Consider the following 20,265-nt stretch of genomic DNA (forward strand, 5'->3'; position numbering starts at 1 on the left):
CTACTGGACCTACTGGTGCTACCGGACTGACTGGGCCGACTGGACCTACTGGTGCTACCGGACTGACTGGGCCGACTGGACCATCCGGACTAGGACTTCCAGCAGGATTGTATGCATTTAACTCCGCTGGGATTTCTTTAGATCTTGGAATTAATGACCCAGTACCATTTAATACTGTTGGATCTCAGTTTGGCACAGCAATTTCTCAATTAGATGCCGATACTTTCGTAATTAGTGAAACTGGATTCTATAAAATCACTGTCATCGTATATACTGCAGCCGTAAGTCTATTAGGAGGCCTTACAATCCAAGTAAACGGGCTACCTGTACCTGGTACTGGAATGACTTTAATCTCAGTTGGAGCACCTATCGTTGTTCAAGCAATTACGCAAATTACGACAACTCCATCATTAGTTGAAGTAATTGTTACAGGACTTGGATTATCATTAGCTCTTGGTACGAGTGCATCTATTATTATTGAAAAAGTTGCTTAATTTTTTACTTAGCAGTAAAACTGATATCAGTTTTACTGCTTTTTCATTTTTAAATTCAATCATTAAATCTTCCTTTTCTACATAGTCATAATGTTGTATGACATTCCGCAGGAGGCACTTATATGGAAAATAAATCGGCTGTCCAGCTTTATCTTGAGTTACTAAAGAAAACAATTTTATTTGAAATATGGTTAGAATACGAACCATACTTACCTGCTTCGTTACATATATCTAAAGAACTATCATATGAACCAGTTACGGTTCCACTTCCTTTATTTCTTAAGCAGTATGTAGAAAATCACAATTTAAAAATCGTTAATCCTAACGTTTCAAACAATGAGCGTCAAGGTGGCAAGGATTGGCCAAGAGCTGCACACAGTATGGTTGGTCGAAAGCGTATGAATCAATTACAAGAGGCTATGGAAACTGTTGTCAGGGAAAATATAGAAGGTGATTTTATTGAAACTGGTGTATGGCGCGGAGGATCATGCATTTTTATGAACGGGTTTTTACAAGCAAACAACATTACGGATCGTACTGTGTGGGTTGCCGATTCATTTGAAGGTCTGCCGGCACCTAACTTAGAACAATATCCGAAAGATTACGGTGATTATTTACACACATTCGATTACTTACGAGTTTCTTTAGAAACTGTGCAAGAAAACTTTAGAAAATACGATTTATTAAATGATCAAGTGAAATTTTTAAAGGGTTGGTTTAAAGATACCCTGCCTTCAGCACCGGTAGAAAAAATTGCAATTGCTCGCCTTGATGGTGATATGTATGAATCAACGATGGATAGTCTTGTAAACTTATACGATAAAGTTTCAACAGGTGGCTATATTATTATTGATGATTACGGATTGGTAACATGCGCAGAGGCTGTAACAGATTTCAGAAGCGAAAGAAACATAAAAGCTCCTATGACTCAAATTGATGATTTCGGTATTTATTGGCGAAAAGAATAGAATACAATTTTATTCTTTTGAGGGGTTCTATCACACTACTGATTCGTAAGAACCAATCGTGTAAAGTTCCCCTCACTATAAACGCTTAACTTATATATGCAATAAAAATCTCTTACTTTACTACAAGGACGGAGTGAATGTATGAACGAAAATGAGAAAAAAATCACATTAATTCCACCCCCAGAACTCGTTCGATATGTAGGTGGTGACTTTGAAGAAGTTGGAAAAGAGTTTTTGCAGTATTTTATTGAAATTGGCAATTTAAAATCAAATGAAACAGTGTTAGATGTAGGCTGTGGTATCGGCCGAATGGCGGTTCCATTAATGGATTATTTAAGCGATGATGGTACTTATTATGGATTTGACTTATTCGATGCAGGAATTACATGGTGCAAAAATAACATTTCTACACGCCGTAACAATTTCCATTTTGAACATGTCGATATATATAATCAATTCTACAATCCCGATGGAAAAGAAGATGCCTCCCAATACAAGTTTCCATATGAAGATGAATCATTCGATTTTATTTTTTTAACGTCTGTATTTACCCATCTCCTTCCGAAAGAATTAGAACATTACGTATGCGAGATTGCACGAGTTCTGAAAAAAGATGGTAGATGTTTTATTACTTTCTTTTTAATTAACCCTGAATCATCCTATTACTTAAATACAGGACTAAGTACGTTAAGTTTTTATCACCAAATTGACAATTGTTATGTTCTAAATAAAGATATCCCTAATTTCGCAGTTGCCTATCCTGAAGAAGATATTCGTACTCTATTAAATAAATATGGGTTAGAGGTACAGACCCCGCCCCATTATGGCTCATGGTGTAGCAGAACTGAACACACAAGTTATCAAGATATTATTCTTACACAAAAAACTTCTGAAAGGTAGTTGTATATGAATAATATAAAAAATCCACCTCTCGTTTCCATTCTTATTCCCACCTATAATCGACCACATTATTTTAAACTTGCTCTAGAAAGTGCATTAGCACAAACGTATTCAAATATTGAAATCATTGTAGGAGACGATAGTACAAATAATGAAACAGAAAAATTAATATACAGACATTATTTACATAAGCATAAACATATAACATACATTCGAAATAGCTCTACTCTAGGACAATTTCATAACGCCCTTATGCTCTTAGAACAGTCAAATGGCGAGTACATAAATTTCTTAATGGACGATGATGTATTTTATAATAATAAAATCGAAAAAATGATGTTTCATTTCCAACAAGACTTAAATAAGAATCTCGCACTTATCACATCTTATCGCACTTGGATTGATGATAATGGAGATATAATTGAACAACATCCCTCCATGAAAAAATTATACGATGAAGATACGCTACTAAATGGGAAAGATTTTGGAAACCGTATGCTTATGGCAGGACAAAATATTATCGGTGAGCCTACAATCGTACTCTTTAGAAAAAGCTTATTAATGGAACCTTTCGGCACTTTAAATGGCAGAAAATATGGTTGTAGTGTTGATATGGCCTCATGGATAAGTTTACTTTCAAAAGGTGATGCGATGTATATCACTGAGCCTTTAAGCTCATTCCGCCTTCATACTGGACAGCAAGTACGTCACAAATTCCTTGAGGGCTGTGAAGATTTTTCTCAACTCGTTTTAACCTCGAAAAAGTATGGTTTCTTACAAGACACTAAATATTATAAAAAAGGTTTGATAAGAGCTTACGGATGGTATAAAAATGCGGTCAAATTTTATGATTTATTTCCACACCTCATTCCAGATATAAATACACATGCACGTCTTTCTTATTGTTTAAATATCATTACAAAAGAGCTCCATGCAATATAGCCCATCACAAGGGAGGAGCTATTCCTTCCTCGTGATGTATGACTTCCCACAAATAGTGGAATAAATGTATGCATAGTCTGCTTGTATATTATTTTTATCATGACATGATCCATATACTTACTAGGCGATAGAAAGGAATACATACATTGAAAGATCCAAATTCTCAATATCAAATAGACTACGTATTACTATTCATCTTATTTGCCATTGGGACTGTTAGTTGCTTTGCAATTGCAAGTGCACAAGCCTCTTTACCACCATTTTTACAAAGCGTAAATTTTGTATTAAAGCAAATTCAATGGTACTTCATTGGATTTATAGCCATCGGTGTCATTATGATTATTGATTTCGATCGTTATCAAAAAATTGCTTGGTATTTATATAGCTTTGCACTGGTACTACTCATTGGACTAGAACTTCAAGTACCAGGTGCCGTTACAATTAAAGGTGCTACCGCTTGGTACAGGCTCCCAGGCATCGGAAATTTCCAGCCTTCTGAAATTATGAAATTGTTTTTAATTCTCGTCACCGGACGAATTATAGCAAATCACAATGAGAAATATTTTTTTCGAACAATACACGACGATTTTTTATTACTCGGAAAAATATGTGCAACAAGTTTACCACCTCTGCTACTTATTGCAAAGGAACCTGATTTAGGAAACACGATGGTAATTTCAGCTATGCTCGCAGCAATGATACTAGTTTCTGGTATACGTTGGCGTTTTATTTTCGGATTAGTTTCTGGCATTTTTGCAGCTGGCGTTACATTAACGTATATTTTTTTTACTCATACAAAATTCTTTAAAGCACACATTTTACAAGAATATCAACTAAATCGCTTCTACGGCTGGTTAGCGCCATACAAATATGATGCACAAGGCTATCAATTAAGACAAGCTTTCTTAGCTACTGGATCAGGGGAAATGCAAGGAAAAGGTTGGGAAAATGGACAAGTATACTTTCCAGAACCACATACAGATTTTATTTTCACCAATGTCGCTGAACAATTCGGCTTTTTAGGCGCAAGTGTCATTATTTCACTTTTTTTCCTACTTATTTTCCGCATGATTCATATCGCTTTAGAAAGTAATGACCCTTTCGGTAGTTACATCTGCGCTGGTACAATCGGAATGTTTACTTTTCAAGTATTTCAAAATATCGGGATGACCATCGGATTACTTCCTATTACAGGAATCACATTACCCCTTATGAGCTACGGAGGAAGTTCCTTACTCACATACATGATAGCGATTGGATTCGTTTTAAACGTTCGCTCAAGAACGAAATTCTTTATGTTTAAATGACGAACAAAAACAGTATATTTTTATCTCTATCCTTTTTTAGATATACTAATGAAAAATATGGTGGAGGTTTAAATATGAAATATGACATTATAGGGGATATTCATGGATGCTTTCAAGAGTTTCAAGATTTAACGACGAAACTCGGATATAACTGGAATAGTGACCTGCCGATTCACCCTGACCAACGTAAGCTTGCATTTGTTGGTGATATTACAGATCGCGGCCCTCATTCATTACGTATGATTGAAATTGTATGGGAACTTGTTATAAATAAAAAAGTAGCTTATTACGCTCCGGGAAATCACTGTAATAAACTATACCGTTTTTTCCTTGGGCGTAATGTGACAATCGCTCATGGACTCGAAACAACTGTCGCCGAATATGAAGCACTGCCTTCTCATAAACAAAACATGATAAAAGAAAAATTCATCACCCTTTACGAGCATTCTCCTTTTTATCACGTACTCGACGAGAAAAAGTTAATTGTATGTCACGCCGGCATTCGGCAAGATTACATAGGAAGACAAGATAAAAAAGTACAAACCTTTGTATTATATGGAGATATTACAGGAGAAAAACATGCTGACGGCTCTCCTGTCCGTCGCGACTGGGCGAAGGAATATAAAGGAACAACTTGGATTGTATATGGACATACACCCGTAAAAGAACCTCGTTTTGTAAATCATACAGTCAATATTGACACTGGCGCTGTATTTGGTGGCAAACTAACCGGACTACGTTATCCTGAAATGGAGGCTGTTTCCGTCCCTTCCTCCCTACCTTTTGTCCCTGAGAAATTTCGCCCAATTTCATAATCCTCATTTAAAACTTACGAGAGATTATCATATCATTTAGGCGGCTCTCCTATAAAAACTAGGTAAAGTAATGAAAAAAAGATGCAATAAAGTGCATCTTTTTTTCATTACACGGCATATACTGTCGCAGGAGGTGACCGTATGAAGAAAAAATCTTCTAAACAAAAAAGAAAATGCCCGCCTTTTTATCTGCCCATGTACGGAATTAACAACTGGTGCAGCATTCGAGCTGCAGCTTTAGAAGAACTGGAAGGACAAGAGGCATCCCCCAAAAACAAAGCTAGGCCTAAATATGTCTCTTTAGAAAATGCTGTAATGAGCCGCATAATTGATAATAGAAAAACAAAGATGCAGCAAAAAAATAAACCTCTCTCTACTCAGAATGAACAGGTTGTGCCTTCTGAGCAAACAAAGAAAAATATAGAAGAAAATATACCTGTAGTAATAAATAAAAAGGTGGAAGCAGAAATTCCAACTGCTATTATCAATCAAGTGAAGAAAATAAAAGAAGCTTTAGCACCATCAGGTGATATACAAACAGAAAAAACGATCATAATTCAAACCCCTACACCTGAAAATACAAAAGTAAAAAAAGGTGGGCGGTATGCACATGCAGAGGGGCTTCACTCTAATGCAGAGGGTACAGCTTCACATGCAGAAGGGCTGCTTACACATGCAAAAGCTTCTTTCTCTCATGCAGAAGGATCAAAAACGAAAGCAACTGGACATAGTTCCCATAGTGAAGGAAGTGAAACGACAGCAGGCGGCTCTTATTCTCATGCGGAAGGTAAACATACAATCGCTTTAGGCGAAGCAGCTCATGCAGAAGGAACCGCGACTATCGCTAACGGATTCTCTTCTCATGCGGAAGGTAATCATACATCAACAGCTCATTTTGCAGGTAGCCATATTATGGGGCGCTTCGGCACAGCAGAAGAATCTTATTCTTGGTTTATTGCAAATGGTACAAATGAAACTGACCATAATATCGGTGCAAAGTGGCTTGCTCATAATGGGGAAATGTATATTGATGGTGCTTCTTACAATGCAAGTGGAACTGATTTTGCACAAATGTTTGAAACAGCAGACAATAATTTTATTGATGTAGGTTATTTCGTTACATTTAGTAGCGAAGAAAAAATTCGAATCGCTACTTCAAACGATTCATTCATTTTAGGAATATCTAGTGCAACCCCTGCCCTTATAGGAAATAGCGGTGCTTTAAGTTGGCAGAAAAGATATAAAACAGATAGCTTTGGAAAACGCCAATATGTACGTACGGAATCACAAGACATACAACCTCTTTTAAATACAGAATGGGATCCAGCTTGCAAATATATAGCAAGAAAAGATCGTACCGAGTGGCTTCCTGTCGGATTAATTGGACAAATGTTAGTACGTGATGACGGTACTTGCGAAACGCATGGATATTGTCGTCCAAATAACGATGGCATTGCTACAAAATCCGAAAGTGGATTTTTCGTTATAAAGCGCACGGGTGAAAATCAAATTTTAATATTATTCCGCTAAGAAAAAGGGAACAAAATTCTTCATTACATAAGAATTTTGTTCCCTTTTTAAGTATGCCTTACTACTTTTTGCATATCGCTTGGAATCGTTGTAGTGAAAGACATTTCTGTCTCTAAAATAGGATGATAAAACGTCAATGATGTACTGTGAAGCGCTTGTCGTTTCATTTCATCCCTTTTCCCACCATATAAAGTATCGCCAAGTAACGGATATCCTATATGGGCCATATGTACACGAATTTGATGCGTTCTTCCTGTTTCAAGCTCAAGCGATACATGCGTCTTATGATTCGCGCTATCAATCACTCTAAAATGAGTAACTGCTCTTTGCCCCTCCTCACAAACGGTTCGCTCAATAATGCTATCCGATTTTCGTCCAATCGGTGCGTCAATCGTTCCCTCTCGTTCAATCATCTCACCATGAACGATCGCTTCATATGTTCTTTTCACCGCTTTTTGTTGATGCTGTTTCGATAAAAGATGATGCACGAAACGATTTTTTGCAATCAGCATAAGCCCTGAAGTATCACGATCTAACCTTGTTACGATGTGCACTGTACTTGCAAGATGTTGCTTATCATAATGAGATAAGAGCGCATTCGCAACACTCCCTGCTGGATGTTCTCTAGACGGAATCGTTGACATGTTTGCCTCTTTGTTTATGACAAGAACCGCATCATCTTCATATACAATGCATAAAGGGATATCTTCTGCAATCATCCCTTCACTTCTTTCCTCCACTGGAAAAAAGACACGTATTTCCTCACCAGCTTGCAACTGATAACGAACGCTCACGTGTTGACCATTTACTTCAATAGCTCCACCGTGAAACTTTATATCCGTTAATGCAGCTTTAGAAATCCCTTTTGTTTTTAAAAACTCTCTAACTAAAGCTCCCTCTTCAGCTGATTCTATATCCCATTTCAATGTAAATCTGTTCAAATATATAAACCCTTTCTATTTATCTGCAACAAACGAGTCACGTACTCGTTTCCAGAACGGGAATGGACGGAAACGAACAAATCGTACTTTTTCGTTTGCAACGCGATACTGGATTGATTTCACATCTTGATGAACCATCGTTAAATGGTCCACCGTAATTTGTAAGTTCATTCCTGCAGCCGGCTTCAACACACATGTATGATGCTTCGGCAGTACGAGCGGCGAACCTACCGTACGAAACACACGATTATTAATAGATGCCATTTCTGCAATTTGAATCGCTTCAATAGAAGGGTGAATAATTGCTCCGCCAAGCGCCTTATTATACGCAGTACTTCCCGAAGGAGTAGAAATACAAAGGCCATCCCCACGGAACGTTTCAAAGTACTCTCCGCGTATTTCCACTTCTGTTACTAATGTACCTTCTGCACTTTTCACAGTCGCTTCATTCATCGCTAAATACTGCGACTCTTTACTCCCATTCACATAGCGAATAATCACTTCTAAAAGCGGATATTCCACCACTTGGAATGGCGTTTTAGCAATTGCAATTACTAATTTCTCTACTTCTGTCGGTAACCAATCTGCATAGAAACCTAAATGCCCTGTATGTACACCAACAAATGCCGTTTCAGCCAATCGATTGTAATAACGATGAAACGCATATAAAAGCGTTCCATCTCCCCCAACAGAAATTACAATATCGGGTTCCTTTTCATCCATTATAAATCCGAAATCTAGCAAGTATTCTTTCATCGTGCTTGCCAGTGCATCTGATGATTGATCTCCCTTTGACATAATTGTAAATTTCATCGCCCAACACCCTTTAGTTTATGATTCGGAATCTTTCGTTTCTTGCTTTCTTGAAAAAGCTTTCTGCGCTTCTTGAATTTCAAGACGGATAGAAGACATTTCTTCATCTAATAAAAATGCTGCTTCCGCTGCACGTTGCAAGCGTATTTTAATATCTTCAGGAAAACGTCCACTATATTTATAATTTAAAGAATGCTCAATTGTTGCCCAAAAGTTCATTGCTAGCGTGCGTATTTGGATTTCTACCAATACTTTTTTTTCACCCTGAATCGTTTGAACTGGGTAACTAATGACAACGTGATAAGAACGATAACCGCTATCTTTCTTTTGCGTGACATAATCACGTTCTTCCACGATTTCAAAGTCATTTCGTTTTCGAAGATATTCTACAACAGGCTTAATCTCATCAACAAATTGACACATCATACGAAGGCCCGCGATATCTTGCATATCTTCTCTTAACCGGTCTAGCGGTACATTTCTCTTCTCCGCTTTATCAATAATACTTGCAACCGACTTTACCCTTCCTGTTACAAACTCAATTGGAGAATGCTCTGTTAACATTGCAAATTGAGTACGCATTCCTTTTAGTTTCACTTTCAGCTCTGCCACCGCTTGGTGGTAAGGTGCTAAAAATTCTTCCCAATTTCGATTCATTTCAACCACCACCAAAATCAATCCATTTGCTTATAGAAATACTTTTTCTACAGCAGTTACTAGTTCTTCTCCGTAATTTGCATTACCTTCAATATTTTCAACTAAATATTCTACTTCTTCTTTTAATCCTTCTAATTCCATTTCAATGTCATTCACGCGAACGAACATAACCACATCGTTATTCATCGCTTCATGCATTGCTTCCCAGCATGTGTGCGGAATACTTACATAAATGAAAGATGATTCGTTTTCTAAGATATATAAAAATGATAAATTGTCTGAGTCTACAAGTACGTGATTACGTGCACTTAACTCCTTTACCTCTATTTCACTATTTTCCGCACAAAAAATAAGAGCATTCTCTCTCTTTTCTACGCTCTTAACTTGGATTTTATTTTGCATGCTCTAACTCCTCCATCTCAACTTCCTGTCTTACTTAACAGTATTATTGTATCATAACATGGACGCAAACAAATAAAACATTGAACCAAATTTGTGAAAAAGCGATAATGTGTAAAGAATTATTTTTCAAAAGGAGCGCATACAATGACACAAGAAATTGAAATTGAATTTAAAAATATTGTTACAGAAGAAGAATTCGGTACATTATGTAAATCATTCTCTATTGAAGTATTTACGAAACAGGTGAATCATTACTTTGAAACACCGAACTTCTCGTTAAAAGAAGCTGGCTCTGCACTTCGTATTCGTCATAAAAGAGAAACTTATACATTAACATTGAAACAACCTGCTGAAGTCGGCTTGTTAGAAACACATCAAGTCGTAACAGAAGACGAAGCAAAAATGATGATGGAAACAAACGTAATCATCCAAGGGGCTGTAATGGATCAACTACACAAATTACAAATTCCTGTTTCTGCTTTAACTTATATGGGTAGTTTAACAACTGAAAGAGCCGAAACGTTATTTGAAGGCGGAACGCTTGTCTTTGACCATAGTTTCTATTACAATCACGATGATTATGAAATTGAATTTGAAGTGCAAGATGAAGAAACAGGCAAAGCTGCATTTATGCATTTATTAAAGCAATACGACATACCAATCCGTCATACAAATAATAAAGTAAAACGCTTTTTCCTTGCCAAACAAAACAAAGCACGCTAAAGTGAAAATTCCACTAGTGAATACGTTTTACTAGTGGATACATCTCACTTTTGAAAAGGAAAAGATTCATTTACATCTGTAGAAGAAGCAAAGAGCGTTATGAAGGCTATTTATTTGCCCTCCCTAACATTCCATTGCTACAATAGATATACATTTCATGGAAAAAGGAGTTTATAAAGGATGAGCAAGCAACCGATGACACCATTTGAAGCAATTGGCGGTGAACAATGCATTGCAATATTAGTAGATACATTTTATTCCTATGTCAGTAAGCACCCTGACCTATCTCCCATCTTCCCGGATGATTTAACAGAAACCGCTAGGAAGCAGAAACAATTTTTAACACAGTATTTAGGTGGTCCTAATTTGTACACTGAAGAACATGGTCATCCTATGTTAAGAGCACGCCATCTCCCGTTTGAGATTACGCCAAAACGAGCAGAGGCTTGGCTATCATGTATGGAGCAAGCAATGGATGACACAGGAGTGCACGGTCATATAAGAGAGTTCGTTTTTGAACGTTTAGCATTAACTGCTCAGCATATGGTTAATACTCCAAATGAAACAGGTGAAGTGTAATGGATAAGCAGGAAGCAAAGCATATAAATATGCCATCTCCTTCCGCATGTGAGCATAAGTCTGTAGAAGCATATTTATTTATTGATCCACTTTGTAAAGATTGCTGGGAAATCGAGCCCTTTATTATTAAACTATGGCTTGAATATGGGAAATACTTCTCTATTCGTCATATCGTAACAGGAAAAGTGGACGGAACGAACGCTTCCTCACACAAATGGAATAAACCTGCTAATATTCGATTTGTGTGGGAAAAGACAACAAGTTTACAAGGTTTTTCATGTGATGGAAAAGTACATATGCAAGAGGCATCGTCAACACCATATTTAGTTTCGATGGCAATTAAGGCAGCGGAGTTGCAGGGCCGAAAAGCAGGTTCGAAGTTTTTGCGAAAACTCCAAGAATACATCTTCCTTGAAAATGTATCAAACCCTGACTGCGAATTATTACTTGCATGCGCAAGAGATAGTGATATTGATGTAGAAGAATTTAAAAAAGACCTACATTCCGCTAGCGCAAAAAAAGCTTTCCAATGTGACTTGAAATTCACAAATGAGATGCATATTACAGAAATACCTTCTCTCGTATTTTTTCATGCGAATTCAGATGAAGAAGGTATTAAAATCGCTGGAACTTATTCCTACGACGTATACGTACAATTATTGAAAGAACTTGTAAAATGTGAAATCGAGCCAGAACCATTACCACCTTTAGAAGTGTTATTAGAAGCAACGCAATTTATATCTTCAAAAGAAGTAGCATTTATATATGACTGCTCGCAGCAAGAAATCGAGCGTGAACTGAAAAAATTACAACTGAAACGAAAAGTACAAATGCTTGACGTAAAATGTGAGCGTTATTGGAAATGGATAGCAAAAGAAAAAGACCTGGTGTAAACACCAGGTCTTTTTCTTTACGGCTTATAAAAATATTAAAGGGGATGGGAGAAATTTTCACGTTCAAACAAAGGGGTATATGTTTGTATGTGAATTCGTTCACGCTTATTATATTACAAGATTCGACGTCAGATGACAACCCCTTTTGTCGAATTTCACACTTTTGTCACATTCTAAACGTTTTCATTTCTGAATAAGCTATAAAAAAGCTATTTTGGAGGTGTTCTGTATGAAAAAAACGTATATTTTACTGATCATTCTAGCTGTCATCGTTTCTTTTTTCTTGTACATCCTCTCTCTACTACAAGCTTTTCCTAAAATTATTGCTTTCCCTCTTTTATTCGGAGTCATCGTCATCGCTCTCTCTTATTTCAACCATAAAAAACGATTTAAAGGATTTTAATTCACTGTAAAACTGCCTTCTACTTTAGAAAAAAGAAGGACATTCACTTTATTTTTTCGACAAATATCGACAAAAAAGATTTAAAACAAAAAAGACGAGGTAAATTCCTCGTCTTTTCTATTACTTCTCTTCAAATAATAATGCTTCTAATTCATTTAATTTCTCTTCAAATACTTGCAATGCCTCTTTTACCGGTTCTGGAGATGCCATATCTACTCCCGCTTTTTTCAACACTTCAATTGGATAATCTGAGCTTCCTGCTTTTAAGAACTCATTAATGTAACGTTCTACTGCTGGTTGCCCTTCTTCTAAAATTTGTTTAGATAGAGCCGTTGCTGCACTAAATCCTGTTGCGTATTGGTATACATAATAGTTGTAGTAGAAGTGCGGAATACGAGACCACTCTAAACCAATTTCTTCATCGATTACTAAAGCATCACCAAAATATTTCTTATTTAAATCATAGTAGATCTCCGTTAACATGTCTGGCGTAACCGCATGTCCCTCTTGTACTTTCTTATGAATAATATGCTCAAACTCTGCGAACATCGTTTGACGGAATACAGTACCACGGAATCCTTCTAAATAATGATTTAATAAGTATAGACGCTCTTTCTTATCTTCTGTCGTTTTTAATAAATAATCATTTAAAAGCGCTTCATTACAAGTTGATGCTACTTCCGCAACGAAGATTGAATAATCACCGTATACGTGCGGCTGTGTCTTTCTTGTATAGTAACTATGCACGGAATGACCGAACTCATGAGCAAGTGTATATAAATTATTTACATTATCATGCCAGTTCATTAAAATATACGGATTTGTCCCATATGCACCAGATGAATATGCTCCGCTTCGTTTTCCTTTATTCTCATATACATCTACCCAGCGATTTTCATATGCTTCTTTTAAAATGTCAACATACTCATCACCAAGTACGTTTAAAGATTTTAATAACATGTCTTGTGCTTCTTCATATTTCACGTTCATTTTCACTTCTGGTACAAGTGGTGTATATAAATCATACATATGAAGCTCATCAAGACCTAGTGCACGCTTACGAATATCAATGTAACGATGTAGCAAGTGTAAATTATCATTTACAGATTCAACAAGTTGATCATACACCGCTTCAGGAATGTTATTATTACTTAATGCCGCTTGACGTGCAGAATCATATTTACGAACACGCGCATTGAAATTATTACGCTTCACAGCTCCGCTTAACGTGCTTGCAAATGTGTTCTTATATTTTCCATACGTTTCATATACAGCTTTGAATGCATCTTCGCGCACACGACGATCATCACTTTCTAAAAACTGAATGTAACGACCATGTGTAATTTCCACTTCTTCTCCATCCTCACCTTTAATAGATGGGAATTTCAAATCCGCATTATTCAACATACCAAATGTATTACTTGATGCACTCATTACTTCAGATGCTTCTGCTAATAAAGCTTCTTCTGCTTCAGATAATACGTGAGGGCGTTGACGCGTAATTTCTTCTAACGCATGCTCATATACACTTAAGTCTCTATTCTCTTTCAAGAATGTTTGCAGTGTATCTTCTGAAATCGATAAAATTTCAGGCACAATATATGCTGTGCTACTAGATACTTGTGAATATAAATTTGTTGCGCGGTCATTTAATGCTTGATACACAGAGTTCGTTGTATCTTGATCGTAACGCATATGTGCATATGTATATAACTTACCTAATCGCATTGAAATTTCATCTTCATATTGCAATGCTTCAAGTAAATTGTTCGCAGAGTCACCAAGTTTCCCTTTAAATTCAGTTAACTTCGGTAATAGCTCTTTAATAGCTTGGAATTCTTTTTCCCATTCTGCATCTGTTTGGAAAATATCTTCTAATCGCCACGTACTTGATTCTTCAATCTCGTTGCGATCCGGTAATGTTTTTGCTGTGTTTTGTTCAGACATCCTTTAAGCCCTCCTTTAAATATCTCTACTTACATACAATTCGATTTTTCTTATGTAATTCCTTCACGATCAGTCTTTATTATATCCCCTTTTCCTTCTCTCATGTTGTACTTTGCCTCAAATAAAGATAAGGCATACGCTAAGCAAATTGCATCATATTTTATAACTTCCTCTTCAGTTTTTAACATAGCTATCCCCCTTATTTTCCGGTATTTATAAGTCCCTACTTTACGTAATACACCTGCATAACATAAAAATGTCATATACTCAGTAACTGCTACTTTCCATATATGTGGTGAAAAGTACGGGAGCATCCGCCTTTTCGTATACTTTTTCACATAGCTACACGCATACTCGAGGGAAATACACTCCCCTACTGCAAGCTTACCTATACACTTCATATATAGAAAAGCTTGCCATATAAATGGATTTGTTTGAAAAGCGAATGAGGACGGGAGCGGCACACCAATTTCAGAAGGGAAATTTGCTGGGGTACATTTATATTGATATAAGAGGCGTAATAGTGACTTATGATTATAATTCCAAATAGGCAACGCATTTTTTCGAAAATAGTCCTTTCGCTGCTTCCATTCTCGGTCTAATGTTTCTTTTTGGAAAGTAACAGGGGAAAAGAGCGTTTCAAAAGTAGTCGTTTCAATTGGCAAATATATAATATGTGAGAAAGAGACGCTTGTAAAAAATGAAGTGAGAAACGCGCATTTCATAAATGATTTTTGTTTCGAACAGAAGAAAATAAGAAATGGCTGAGGATAAGATTGTAAGGAGAAAGCCATAAGGGAGGAGAATTTCATCCAATACGCTGATTGCTTTTTCAATTGATTTCCACCAATGATCCAAATGACCTGTATACCAGCACGCCAATACGAATAGGTTCGTTTGTACAGCTGTTCTATAGGGAGATTTGCGCATTGGTATTCAATCGCAATTTTTCTCCCTGCTCTCTCTATGAAAATATCTGGTCGTTGCTGAATCTTTGGCAAATAATGCTCTATATCTACATGAAAATTTTGATGTTTGAACCATCTATATAGTAATTCTTTACCGTGCCTATGATACATAGATTCTGCTTCATAAAAGGCAAGGCACGCATCCATTTTCTTATGAGCAAAATGCCAGCTTTTTTGTTTTCCTAATTTCATTTGCACTTCCTTCCCGCAAGCTATGCAAAAGAAACTTTCCATTTTACGCATACGGTGTAAAAGCTCTTCATCATGATGATAGAGTAGGTGAATTTTTTCTCCGTTTTCTCTTTTGGCGATAAACATCGTAATCACACCCTTTCAGCTCCTTATATTCTACAATTTATTACAAATTCCTTTTAAAAAAAGAGATGTCCCAATTTCGGACATCTCTTTTTATAATAATGGTGATAATAACCGATACGTTGATTCCACGATTCGTCTATGAAGACGCCTTTTATGAAAACGATCGACATGAATTTCACTTGATTCTTCTATATCCTCTTTAAAATCTTGAACAAGTTTTCGAATGCTATCTGTATCATATAAAAAGGCATTTACTTCAAAATTCAAATGAAAACTTCTCATATCCATATTAGCTGTCCCAATTGAAGCTAAATCAGAATCGACAATGACAACTTTACTATGAAGAAAACCTTTTTCGTATTCATATATCTTTACCCCGGCATCTAAAAGCTCTGGGAAGTACGATCTCGACGCGTAAAAGACAGTGCGCTTATCAGGCTTACTCGGCATTAACAAACGAACATCAATACCAGCAAGTGCCGCTACCTTTAATGCAGATAAAATGTCATCATCCGGAATGAAATACGGGGTCGCAATCCAAATGGATTTCCGCGCAGAAGAAATCATGGCAAAATATAAATGTTTAATTGTTTCCCATTTATTATCCGGTCCACCTGCAACGAGTTGCACGCCTCCCCAATGCTCCCCCTCAACTGCTTTCGCTTGTAAATATTCAGGGGCTAGCACAGCCTCACCAGTCATATAAAACCAATCTTGAAGGAAAATCAGTTGCAAGCTTTGAACAGCTTCACCACGCAAATATAAATGTGTGTCTCGCCAAAAGCCAAAGTACTTATCCTTCCCTAAATATTCATCACCAATATTCAATCCACCTACAAATCCTTCATTCCCATCAATAATAACGATTTTTCGATGATTTCGATAATTAATCTTATCGTTTAAAATCGGAAAACGCACAGGGAAAAACGGAATCATTTCAACACCTGCGTCGTTTAATTCTTCAATATATGAATTCGATAATCTAAAACTTCCAACCGCATCATATAAAAAACGAACAACTACGCCTTCTTTTGATTTTTGTATTAAAATATCTTTAATTTCTGTTCCAAGCTTATCATCACGCACAATGTAATATTCCATATGAATGTGATGTTTCGCTCGTTTTAATCCATCTAAAATGGCCTGAAACGTTTCATCTCCATTTGTTAATGTTCTCGTTTCAGTTTGAAATGAAATATTTAAAGCGCCTAGGCGATCCGCTAAACGAAATAACAGCTCTTGATGCTTATGATTACGCAAAATTCGTTCTTCGTAATCTTCATGCCCCTTATATTGTAAAAACGCTTGTTCATCGAGCAACGCCTTCTTTTGGAACATTCTCTTCCTCCGAAAGTTCTGTCCGAATAATAAATAAGCGAAGAATCCAAATACCGGAAAAATACCTAACACAATGAGCCATGTAAGTGTTTTTGACGGATGTCGGTTCTCTAAGAAAATTACGCAGCCAATTAAAAATGCAGATACTGTAAATAAAATACTAATAATACCTAGAATCGACACATCTTTTATCCCAATTACATCCGAATAAAATGCTACATCAATAAACATACGTAACGAAACAAATAATGCGAACAATAGTAAAACAAAGAAAATCAACTTTAACGTATTTTTCATCTCTTACCTCCTTACTAAGAAAGCTTTCCTATTCTTCATATAAAAAGCCGATTTCATACTACAGAAATCGGCCTACGTTTTAGCAGGAAAATTATTGCGAATTGTTTCAAGCGCATGCTCTTTCACAATTTGTTTCCCATACTCACTTACACGATGAATTGTTAAAGTTGATTCTTCTCCGTACTCTAAAACAATACTTAAAATACGATCAATTTCTTCTTCATCATGTAGCACTTCATCGAATTCCACATATACATAATAGCGGTTCTCAAATGAATACAGCTCATCTTTTATATCTTCAAAGATAAGACGGTGGCTTAATGAAATGACATCTTCAAAATCACTAAATTTAATTAAAAAGCCGAACGTACCATCTTCGTTAAAGTTTGTTCCTGCTTGTTCCTCTACCTCTTCCACTAATTCTTGCTGGAATAATGATTCAATGCCTTCATCTAGAGGAATGTCTATAATTTTATCTACCCCTATTGGTAGTTCTAGCTTTTGTCCATCCTTTGAAAGCTCTGCTTTCGTTACAAGTACTTCAATCCCTTTATCGACTGCTTGCACTTGAATCCATAACGGTCCATCAATAAAGAAATCATCATGATCACGAGCTTCGTCCATCATTTCCCAAAAGAGCTCTTCGCTTCTTTCGCGGTCATACCAAATTTCTTCACGATTAAAGCCTCTGTCCTCTATATCAATGTACGTAATAAAAAATTTCATCGTATGGTCATTAATTCTTTCAATATCCAAAATACAACTCTCCCTTCCTGCTTAGAATTGTTATGAAGGGATTCCCCACTCATATGACAAATCAATAGATTCTTGTACTCTCATTTTATGATAAGATTCTCCAGAATGGAAATAAAATCGATTTATTTTACAAAAATAGTTATATGCCTATCTTCATTTGACCACCTACACAAATATATCATTATAGCGATTTCTCACTCACAAAAAATTTGGACATACATTTCCACCTTCCCCCGTACACTGTAATAAAGTGAAACTTTTATTAGAGAAGATGATGTAGTCTCTCTCTTCACCGCATACATATAGTTCGCTTATTAAAACATCATAAATGGAGGCAGACGAATGGACTTAGAGTTTTTAACATCTGTACTAATGATTGTCGGTATCGATGTTGTATTAGGTGGTGACAACGCAATCGTCATCGCACTAGCTAGCCGAAATTTACCTGAATCGAAACGAAATAAAGCCATTTTGATTGGTACTCTTTTAGCAATCGTACTAAGAATTGTCCTTACTATACTAGCTGTCTATTTACTCGACATTCCATTTCTGCAACTTATCGGAGGCCTTTTACTTACATTAATTGCAGTAAATTTACTAACTGATAATAGCAACGATCTTTCTGCTATTCAGGGGAAAACAACTTTATTTCAAGCTGTGCGTACAATTGTATTCGCGGATCTCGTTATGGGGTTTGACAATGTTATTGCCATTGCAGGTGCAGCTCACGGAAGATTTTTACTCGTAATAATCGGCTTACTCATTTCTATCCCAATTATTATTTGGGGCAGCAAACTTATTTTAATACTTATGGAACGCTTTCCATTCCTCATTTATTGCGGATCAGCGATTCTCGCCTATACAGCAGGAAAAATGGTTACACATGAAGACAGGCTTGCACCCTTCTTTCATAACAATCCAAGTTTCACCACAAGCATTCCTTACTTATTTATTTTCACCATTTTATGCATCGGTATTATCGTGCAACAAGTTCGATTACGGAATGCGAAACATTAAAAAAAAACCTTCTACTATATAATAAGTAGAAGGTTTTCATATTATTATAATTAATTTACAAGACGCTGTGCTTCACGTAATTGGAACGTTCTTACTGTGCGTGGTAAGAAACGGCGGATTTCGTCTTCATTGTAACCTACTTGAAGGCGTTTCTCGTCAATCATAATTGGACGACGTAAAATCCCTGGATAGTCACGAATCATCTTATATAAATCTTGAAGTGGTAAAGACTCTAAGTTTACATTTAATTCTTGGAAAACTTTCGAACGAGTAGAAATAATCTCATCCGTTCCGCTTTCTGTCATACGTAAAATCTCTTTAATTTCCTCAATCGTTAATGGATCTGAGAAAATATTACGTTCTGTATAAGGAATATGATTTTCCTCTAGCCATAATTTCGCCTTTCTACAAGACGTACAGCTTGGAGAACTATATAATGTTACCATACAAAGCTCACTCTCCTTAAAGAGTACAAATTCTGTACTAATTACAGTTTAAATTTCTAAATTCAGCAATTTTTCGCGATACCTTGTCTTAAAATAAGGTGCAAAAATCGCATTTCATGTAAGCAACAACTTTTAGCAAACAACAATTACTTTTAATAAGTAACTTCTATAATCATTATACAATAGATTTTGCAAGAAATATACAGTAAATTTCCTTCTAATTGAGAAAACTCTTCCGTGTATTCCACTGCTATGTAACATGATCACACTCGATTCATCTGTACTTTAACAATATCTTCAACCCTCTTAAAGCTTGCTTTTCATAGATTATTCATATGATATATAGTTATTTTCCCAGAATCTTTCCTATAAAAAAGAGAACGTTTTCTTACCTTTTCTTGATAAATCAATTAAGAAATGTAAGACTATACAATTGAGAACAAAAAGGAACGTTTGTTATTATTTTAACAAACATTCTCATTCATGTCTATACGATTTTTAAAATAAATCAATTATTTTTCTGACATTTCTTTCTTTTTCACCTTTTATCTCATACAATAAAAATACAGACAGGCAAAGGGGGAATTTGCATATGATTGCTTTTTTTATTGATTTTGTCACGGTTGCTGCCCTCATCATCGGAATAACAGCATTGATTGGTGTCATTACAAATAGCATTGGTGAAAAACTCTTTGGCGGAAAAGAAAAGATGAAGTTTGTTAATAAAAGTTTGGATGTTCAATCTGGATGGAACAAGGTCGGCGGGAAGGGTATTTATAAGAAACGTACGTATTAAAAAAAGCAGGTAATC

21 protein-coding genes and 1 pseudogene are annotated in these 20,265 nt (G+C 36.1%); 13 read left to right on the forward strand and 9 right to left on the reverse strand.

Features of this window, described 5'->3' with window-relative positions; translation table 11 throughout:
• From bclA to KI369_RS14505, 7 genes and pseudogenes are all read left to right on the forward strand, one after another.
• A pseudogene (gene bclA / locus KI369_RS14475) lies at nucleotides 1-494 on the forward strand (collagen-like exosporium glycoprotein BclA); the annotation flags it as partial.
• A gap of 122 nt (nucleotides 495-616) precedes the next feature.
• Nucleotides 617-1,462, forward strand: a complete 846-nt coding sequence (locus tag KI369_RS14480; RefSeq protein ID WP_212956430.1) for a TylF/MycF family methyltransferase — start codon at nucleotides 617-619, stop codon at nucleotides 1,460-1,462.
• Nucleotides 1,463-1,603: 141 nt separating this feature from the next.
• The gene (locus KI369_RS14485; RefSeq protein ID WP_212956431.1) at nucleotides 1,604-2,362 is read left to right on the forward strand and encodes a class I SAM-dependent methyltransferase; all 759 of its coding nucleotides are present in this window, start codon (nucleotides 1,604-1,606) and stop codon (nucleotides 2,360-2,362) included.
• A 6-nt stretch (nucleotides 2,363-2,368) separates the two neighbouring features.
• A complete protein-coding gene (locus KI369_RS14490) occupies nucleotides 2,369-3,304 on the forward strand; it encodes a glycosyltransferase family 2 protein (RefSeq protein ID WP_212956432.1) in 936 nt (311 codons plus the stop codon).
• A gap of 146 nt (nucleotides 3,305-3,450) precedes the next feature.
• Nucleotides 3,451-4,611: an FtsW/RodA/SpoVE family cell cycle protein gene (locus tag KI369_RS14495; RefSeq protein ID WP_212956433.1), complete on the forward strand. Its 1,161-nt coding sequence runs from the start codon at nucleotides 3,451-3,453 to the stop codon at nucleotides 4,609-4,611.
• Between the two features lie 74 nt (nucleotides 4,612-4,685).
• Entirely contained in the window at nucleotides 4,686-5,426 is a 741-nt protein-coding gene (gene prpE, locus KI369_RS14500; RefSeq protein WP_212956434.1) for a bis(5'-nucleosyl)-tetraphosphatase PrpE, read from the forward strand.
• Between the two features lie 141 nt (nucleotides 5,427-5,567).
• Nucleotides 5,568-6,956, forward strand: coding sequence for a peptidase G2 autoproteolytic cleavage domain-containing protein (locus tag KI369_RS14505; RefSeq protein ID WP_212956435.1), 1,389 nt, complete (start codon nucleotides 5,568-5,570; stop codon nucleotides 6,954-6,956).
• 47 nt (nucleotides 6,957-7,003) lie between these two features.
• Here the strand turns inward: KI369_RS14505 and KI369_RS14510 are convergent, their stop codons facing one another.
• Genes KI369_RS14510 through KI369_RS14525 form a run of 4 tightly spaced genes read right to left on the reverse strand, consistent with a single transcriptional unit; the run spans nucleotide 7,004 to nucleotide 9,769 of the window.
• Nucleotides 7,004-7,897, reverse strand: a complete 894-nt coding sequence (locus tag KI369_RS14510; RefSeq protein WP_212956436.1) for an RluA family pseudouridine synthase — start codon at nucleotides 7,895-7,897, stop codon at nucleotides 7,004-7,006.
• A gap of 15 nt (nucleotides 7,898-7,912) precedes the next feature.
• A complete protein-coding gene (locus KI369_RS14515) occupies nucleotides 7,913-8,710 on the reverse strand; it encodes an NAD kinase (protein ID WP_212956437.1) in 798 nt (265 codons plus the stop codon).
• 18 nt (nucleotides 8,711-8,728) lie between these two features.
• Complete coding sequence (gene yjbM / locus KI369_RS14520; protein WP_001081480.1) at nucleotides 8,729-9,367, reverse strand: GTP diphosphokinase; 639 nt, start codon at nucleotides 9,365-9,367, stop codon at nucleotides 8,729-8,731.
• A gap of 30 nt (nucleotides 9,368-9,397) precedes the next feature.
• Nucleotides 9,398-9,769, reverse strand: a complete 372-nt coding sequence (locus KI369_RS14525; RefSeq protein WP_001180003.1) for a UPF0738 family protein — start codon at nucleotides 9,767-9,769, stop codon at nucleotides 9,398-9,400.
• Between the two features lie 144 nt (nucleotides 9,770-9,913).
• On the opposite strand from KI369_RS14525, the gene KI369_RS14530 reads away from it, so the two are divergent.
• From KI369_RS14530 to KI369_RS14545, 4 genes are all read left to right on the forward strand, one after another.
• Nucleotides 9,914-10,492 (forward strand): CYTH domain-containing protein, encoded by a 579-nt coding sequence (locus tag KI369_RS14530; RefSeq protein WP_212956438.1) that lies wholly within the window; start codon nucleotides 9,914-9,916, stop codon nucleotides 10,490-10,492.
• Between the two features lie 180 nt (nucleotides 10,493-10,672).
• Nucleotides 10,673-11,071 (forward strand): globin domain-containing protein, encoded by a 399-nt coding sequence (locus tag KI369_RS14535; RefSeq protein ID WP_000043382.1) that lies wholly within the window; start codon nucleotides 10,673-10,675, stop codon nucleotides 11,069-11,071.
• Entirely contained in the window at nucleotides 11,071-11,964 is an 894-nt protein-coding gene (locus tag KI369_RS14540) for a ClpXP adapter SpxH family protein (protein WP_212956439.1), read from the forward strand. Before KI369_RS14535 ends, KI369_RS14540 begins: the two co-directional genes overlap by 1 nt.
• A 229-nt stretch (nucleotides 11,965-12,193) precedes the next feature.
• The gene (locus KI369_RS14545; RefSeq protein WP_002051510.1) at nucleotides 12,194-12,367 is read left to right on the forward strand and encodes a hypothetical protein; all 174 of its coding nucleotides are present in this window, start codon (nucleotides 12,194-12,196) and stop codon (nucleotides 12,365-12,367) included.
• A gap of 120 nt (nucleotides 12,368-12,487) precedes the next feature.
• Here KI369_RS14545 and pepF read toward each other — a convergent pair whose 3' ends face one another.
• The 4 genes from pepF to mecA form a co-directional block, all read right to left on the reverse strand.
• A complete protein-coding gene (gene pepF, locus KI369_RS14550; RefSeq protein ID WP_212956440.1) occupies nucleotides 12,488-14,314 on the reverse strand; it encodes an oligoendopeptidase F in 1,827 nt (608 codons plus the stop codon).
• Nucleotides 14,315-14,364: 50 nt separating this feature from the next.
• On the reverse strand, nucleotides 14,365-15,609 hold the full coding sequence (locus KI369_RS14555; RefSeq protein ID WP_212956441.1) for a competence protein CoiA: 1,245 nt from the start codon (nucleotides 15,607-15,609) through the stop codon (nucleotides 14,365-14,367).
• 81 nt (nucleotides 15,610-15,690) lie between these two features.
• Nucleotides 15,691-17,235: a cardiolipin synthase gene (locus KI369_RS14560; protein WP_212956442.1), complete on the reverse strand. Its 1,545-nt coding sequence runs from the start codon at nucleotides 17,233-17,235 to the stop codon at nucleotides 15,691-15,693.
• A gap of 72 nt (nucleotides 17,236-17,307) precedes the next feature.
• Entirely contained in the window at nucleotides 17,308-17,991 is a 684-nt protein-coding gene (gene mecA, locus KI369_RS14565) for an adaptor protein MecA (RefSeq protein WP_144613533.1), read from the reverse strand.
• Between the two features lie 342 nt (nucleotides 17,992-18,333).
• Between mecA and KI369_RS14570 the strand changes: the two genes are divergently transcribed.
• Entirely contained in the window at nucleotides 18,334-19,008 is a 675-nt protein-coding gene (locus KI369_RS14570) for a TerC family protein (protein WP_212956443.1), read from the forward strand.
• A 50-nt stretch (nucleotides 19,009-19,058) separates the two neighbouring features.
• Here the strand turns inward: KI369_RS14570 and spx are convergent, their stop codons facing one another.
• On the reverse strand, nucleotides 19,059-19,454 hold the full coding sequence (spx, locus tag KI369_RS14575; RefSeq protein WP_000258267.1) for a transcriptional regulator Spx: 396 nt from the start codon (nucleotides 19,452-19,454) through the stop codon (nucleotides 19,059-19,061).
• Between the two features lie 592 nt (nucleotides 19,455-20,046).
• Here spx and KI369_RS14580 point away from each other — a divergent pair.
• Nucleotides 20,047-20,250, forward strand: a complete 204-nt coding sequence (locus tag KI369_RS14580; RefSeq protein WP_000559977.1) for a hypothetical protein — start codon at nucleotides 20,047-20,049, stop codon at nucleotides 20,248-20,250.
• The last annotated feature ends 15 nt before the right edge of the window (nucleotides 20,251-20,265 follow it).

This window comes from Bacillus sanguinis (assembly GCF_018332475.1).
In the GTDB taxonomy this organism is placed as follows: Bacteria; Bacillota; Bacilli; order Bacillales; family Bacillaceae_G; genus Bacillus_A; species Bacillus_A sanguinis.

Coding starts and splice junctions, on each gene's coding strand:
- spx (WP_000258267.1), bottom strand. CDS start 19,454: ATGGTAACATTATATAGTTCTCCAAGCTGTACGTCTTGTAGAAAGGCG.
- KI369_RS14570 (WP_212956443.1), top strand. CDS start 18,334: ATGGACTTAGAGTTTTTAACATCTGTACTAATGATTGTCGGTATCGAT.
- yjbM (WP_001081480.1), bottom strand. CDS start 9,367: ATGAATCGAAATTGGGAAGAATTTTTAGCACCTTACCACCAAGCGGTG.
- KI369_RS14485 (WP_212956431.1), top strand. CDS start 1,604: ATGAACGAAAATGAGAAAAAAATCACATTAATTCCACCCCCAGAACTC.
- pepF (WP_212956440.1), bottom strand. CDS start 14,314: ATGTCTGAACAAAACACAGCAAAAACATTACCGGATCGCAACGAGATT.
- KI369_RS14560 (WP_212956442.1), bottom strand. CDS start 17,235: ATGAAAAATACGTTAAAGTTGATTTTCTTTGTTTTACTATTGTTCGCA.
- KI369_RS14535 (WP_000043382.1), top strand. CDS start 10,673: ATGAGCAAGCAACCGATGACACCATTTGAAGCAATTGGCGGTGAACAA.
- KI369_RS14530 (WP_212956438.1), top strand. CDS start 9,914: ATGACACAAGAAATTGAAATTGAATTTAAAAATATTGTTACAGAAGAA.
- KI369_RS14515 (WP_212956437.1), bottom strand. CDS start 8,710: ATGAAATTTACAATTATGTCAAAGGGAGATCAATCATCAGATGCACTG.
- KI369_RS14545 (WP_002051510.1), top strand. CDS start 12,194: ATGAAAAAAACGTATATTTTACTGATCATTCTAGCTGTCATCGTTTCT.
- KI369_RS14525 (WP_001180003.1), bottom strand. CDS start 9,769: ATGCAAAATAAAATCCAAGTTAAGAGCGTAGAAAAGAGAGAGAATGCT.
- KI369_RS14540 (WP_212956439.1), top strand. CDS start 11,071: ATGGATAAGCAGGAAGCAAAGCATATAAATATGCCATCTCCTTCCGCA.
- KI369_RS14490 (WP_212956432.1), top strand. CDS start 2,369: ATGAATAATATAAAAAATCCACCTCTCGTTTCCATTCTTATTCCCACC.
- KI369_RS14505 (WP_212956435.1), top strand. CDS start 5,568: ATGAAGAAAAAATCTTCTAAACAAAAAAGAAAATGCCCGCCTTTTTAT.
- KI369_RS14480 (WP_212956430.1), top strand. CDS start 617: ATGGAAAATAAATCGGCTGTCCAGCTTTATCTTGAGTTACTAAAGAAA.
- prpE (WP_212956434.1), top strand. CDS start 4,686: ATGAAATATGACATTATAGGGGATATTCATGGATGCTTTCAAGAGTTT.
- KI369_RS14580 (WP_000559977.1), top strand. CDS start 20,047: ATGATTGCTTTTTTTATTGATTTTGTCACGGTTGCTGCCCTCATCATC.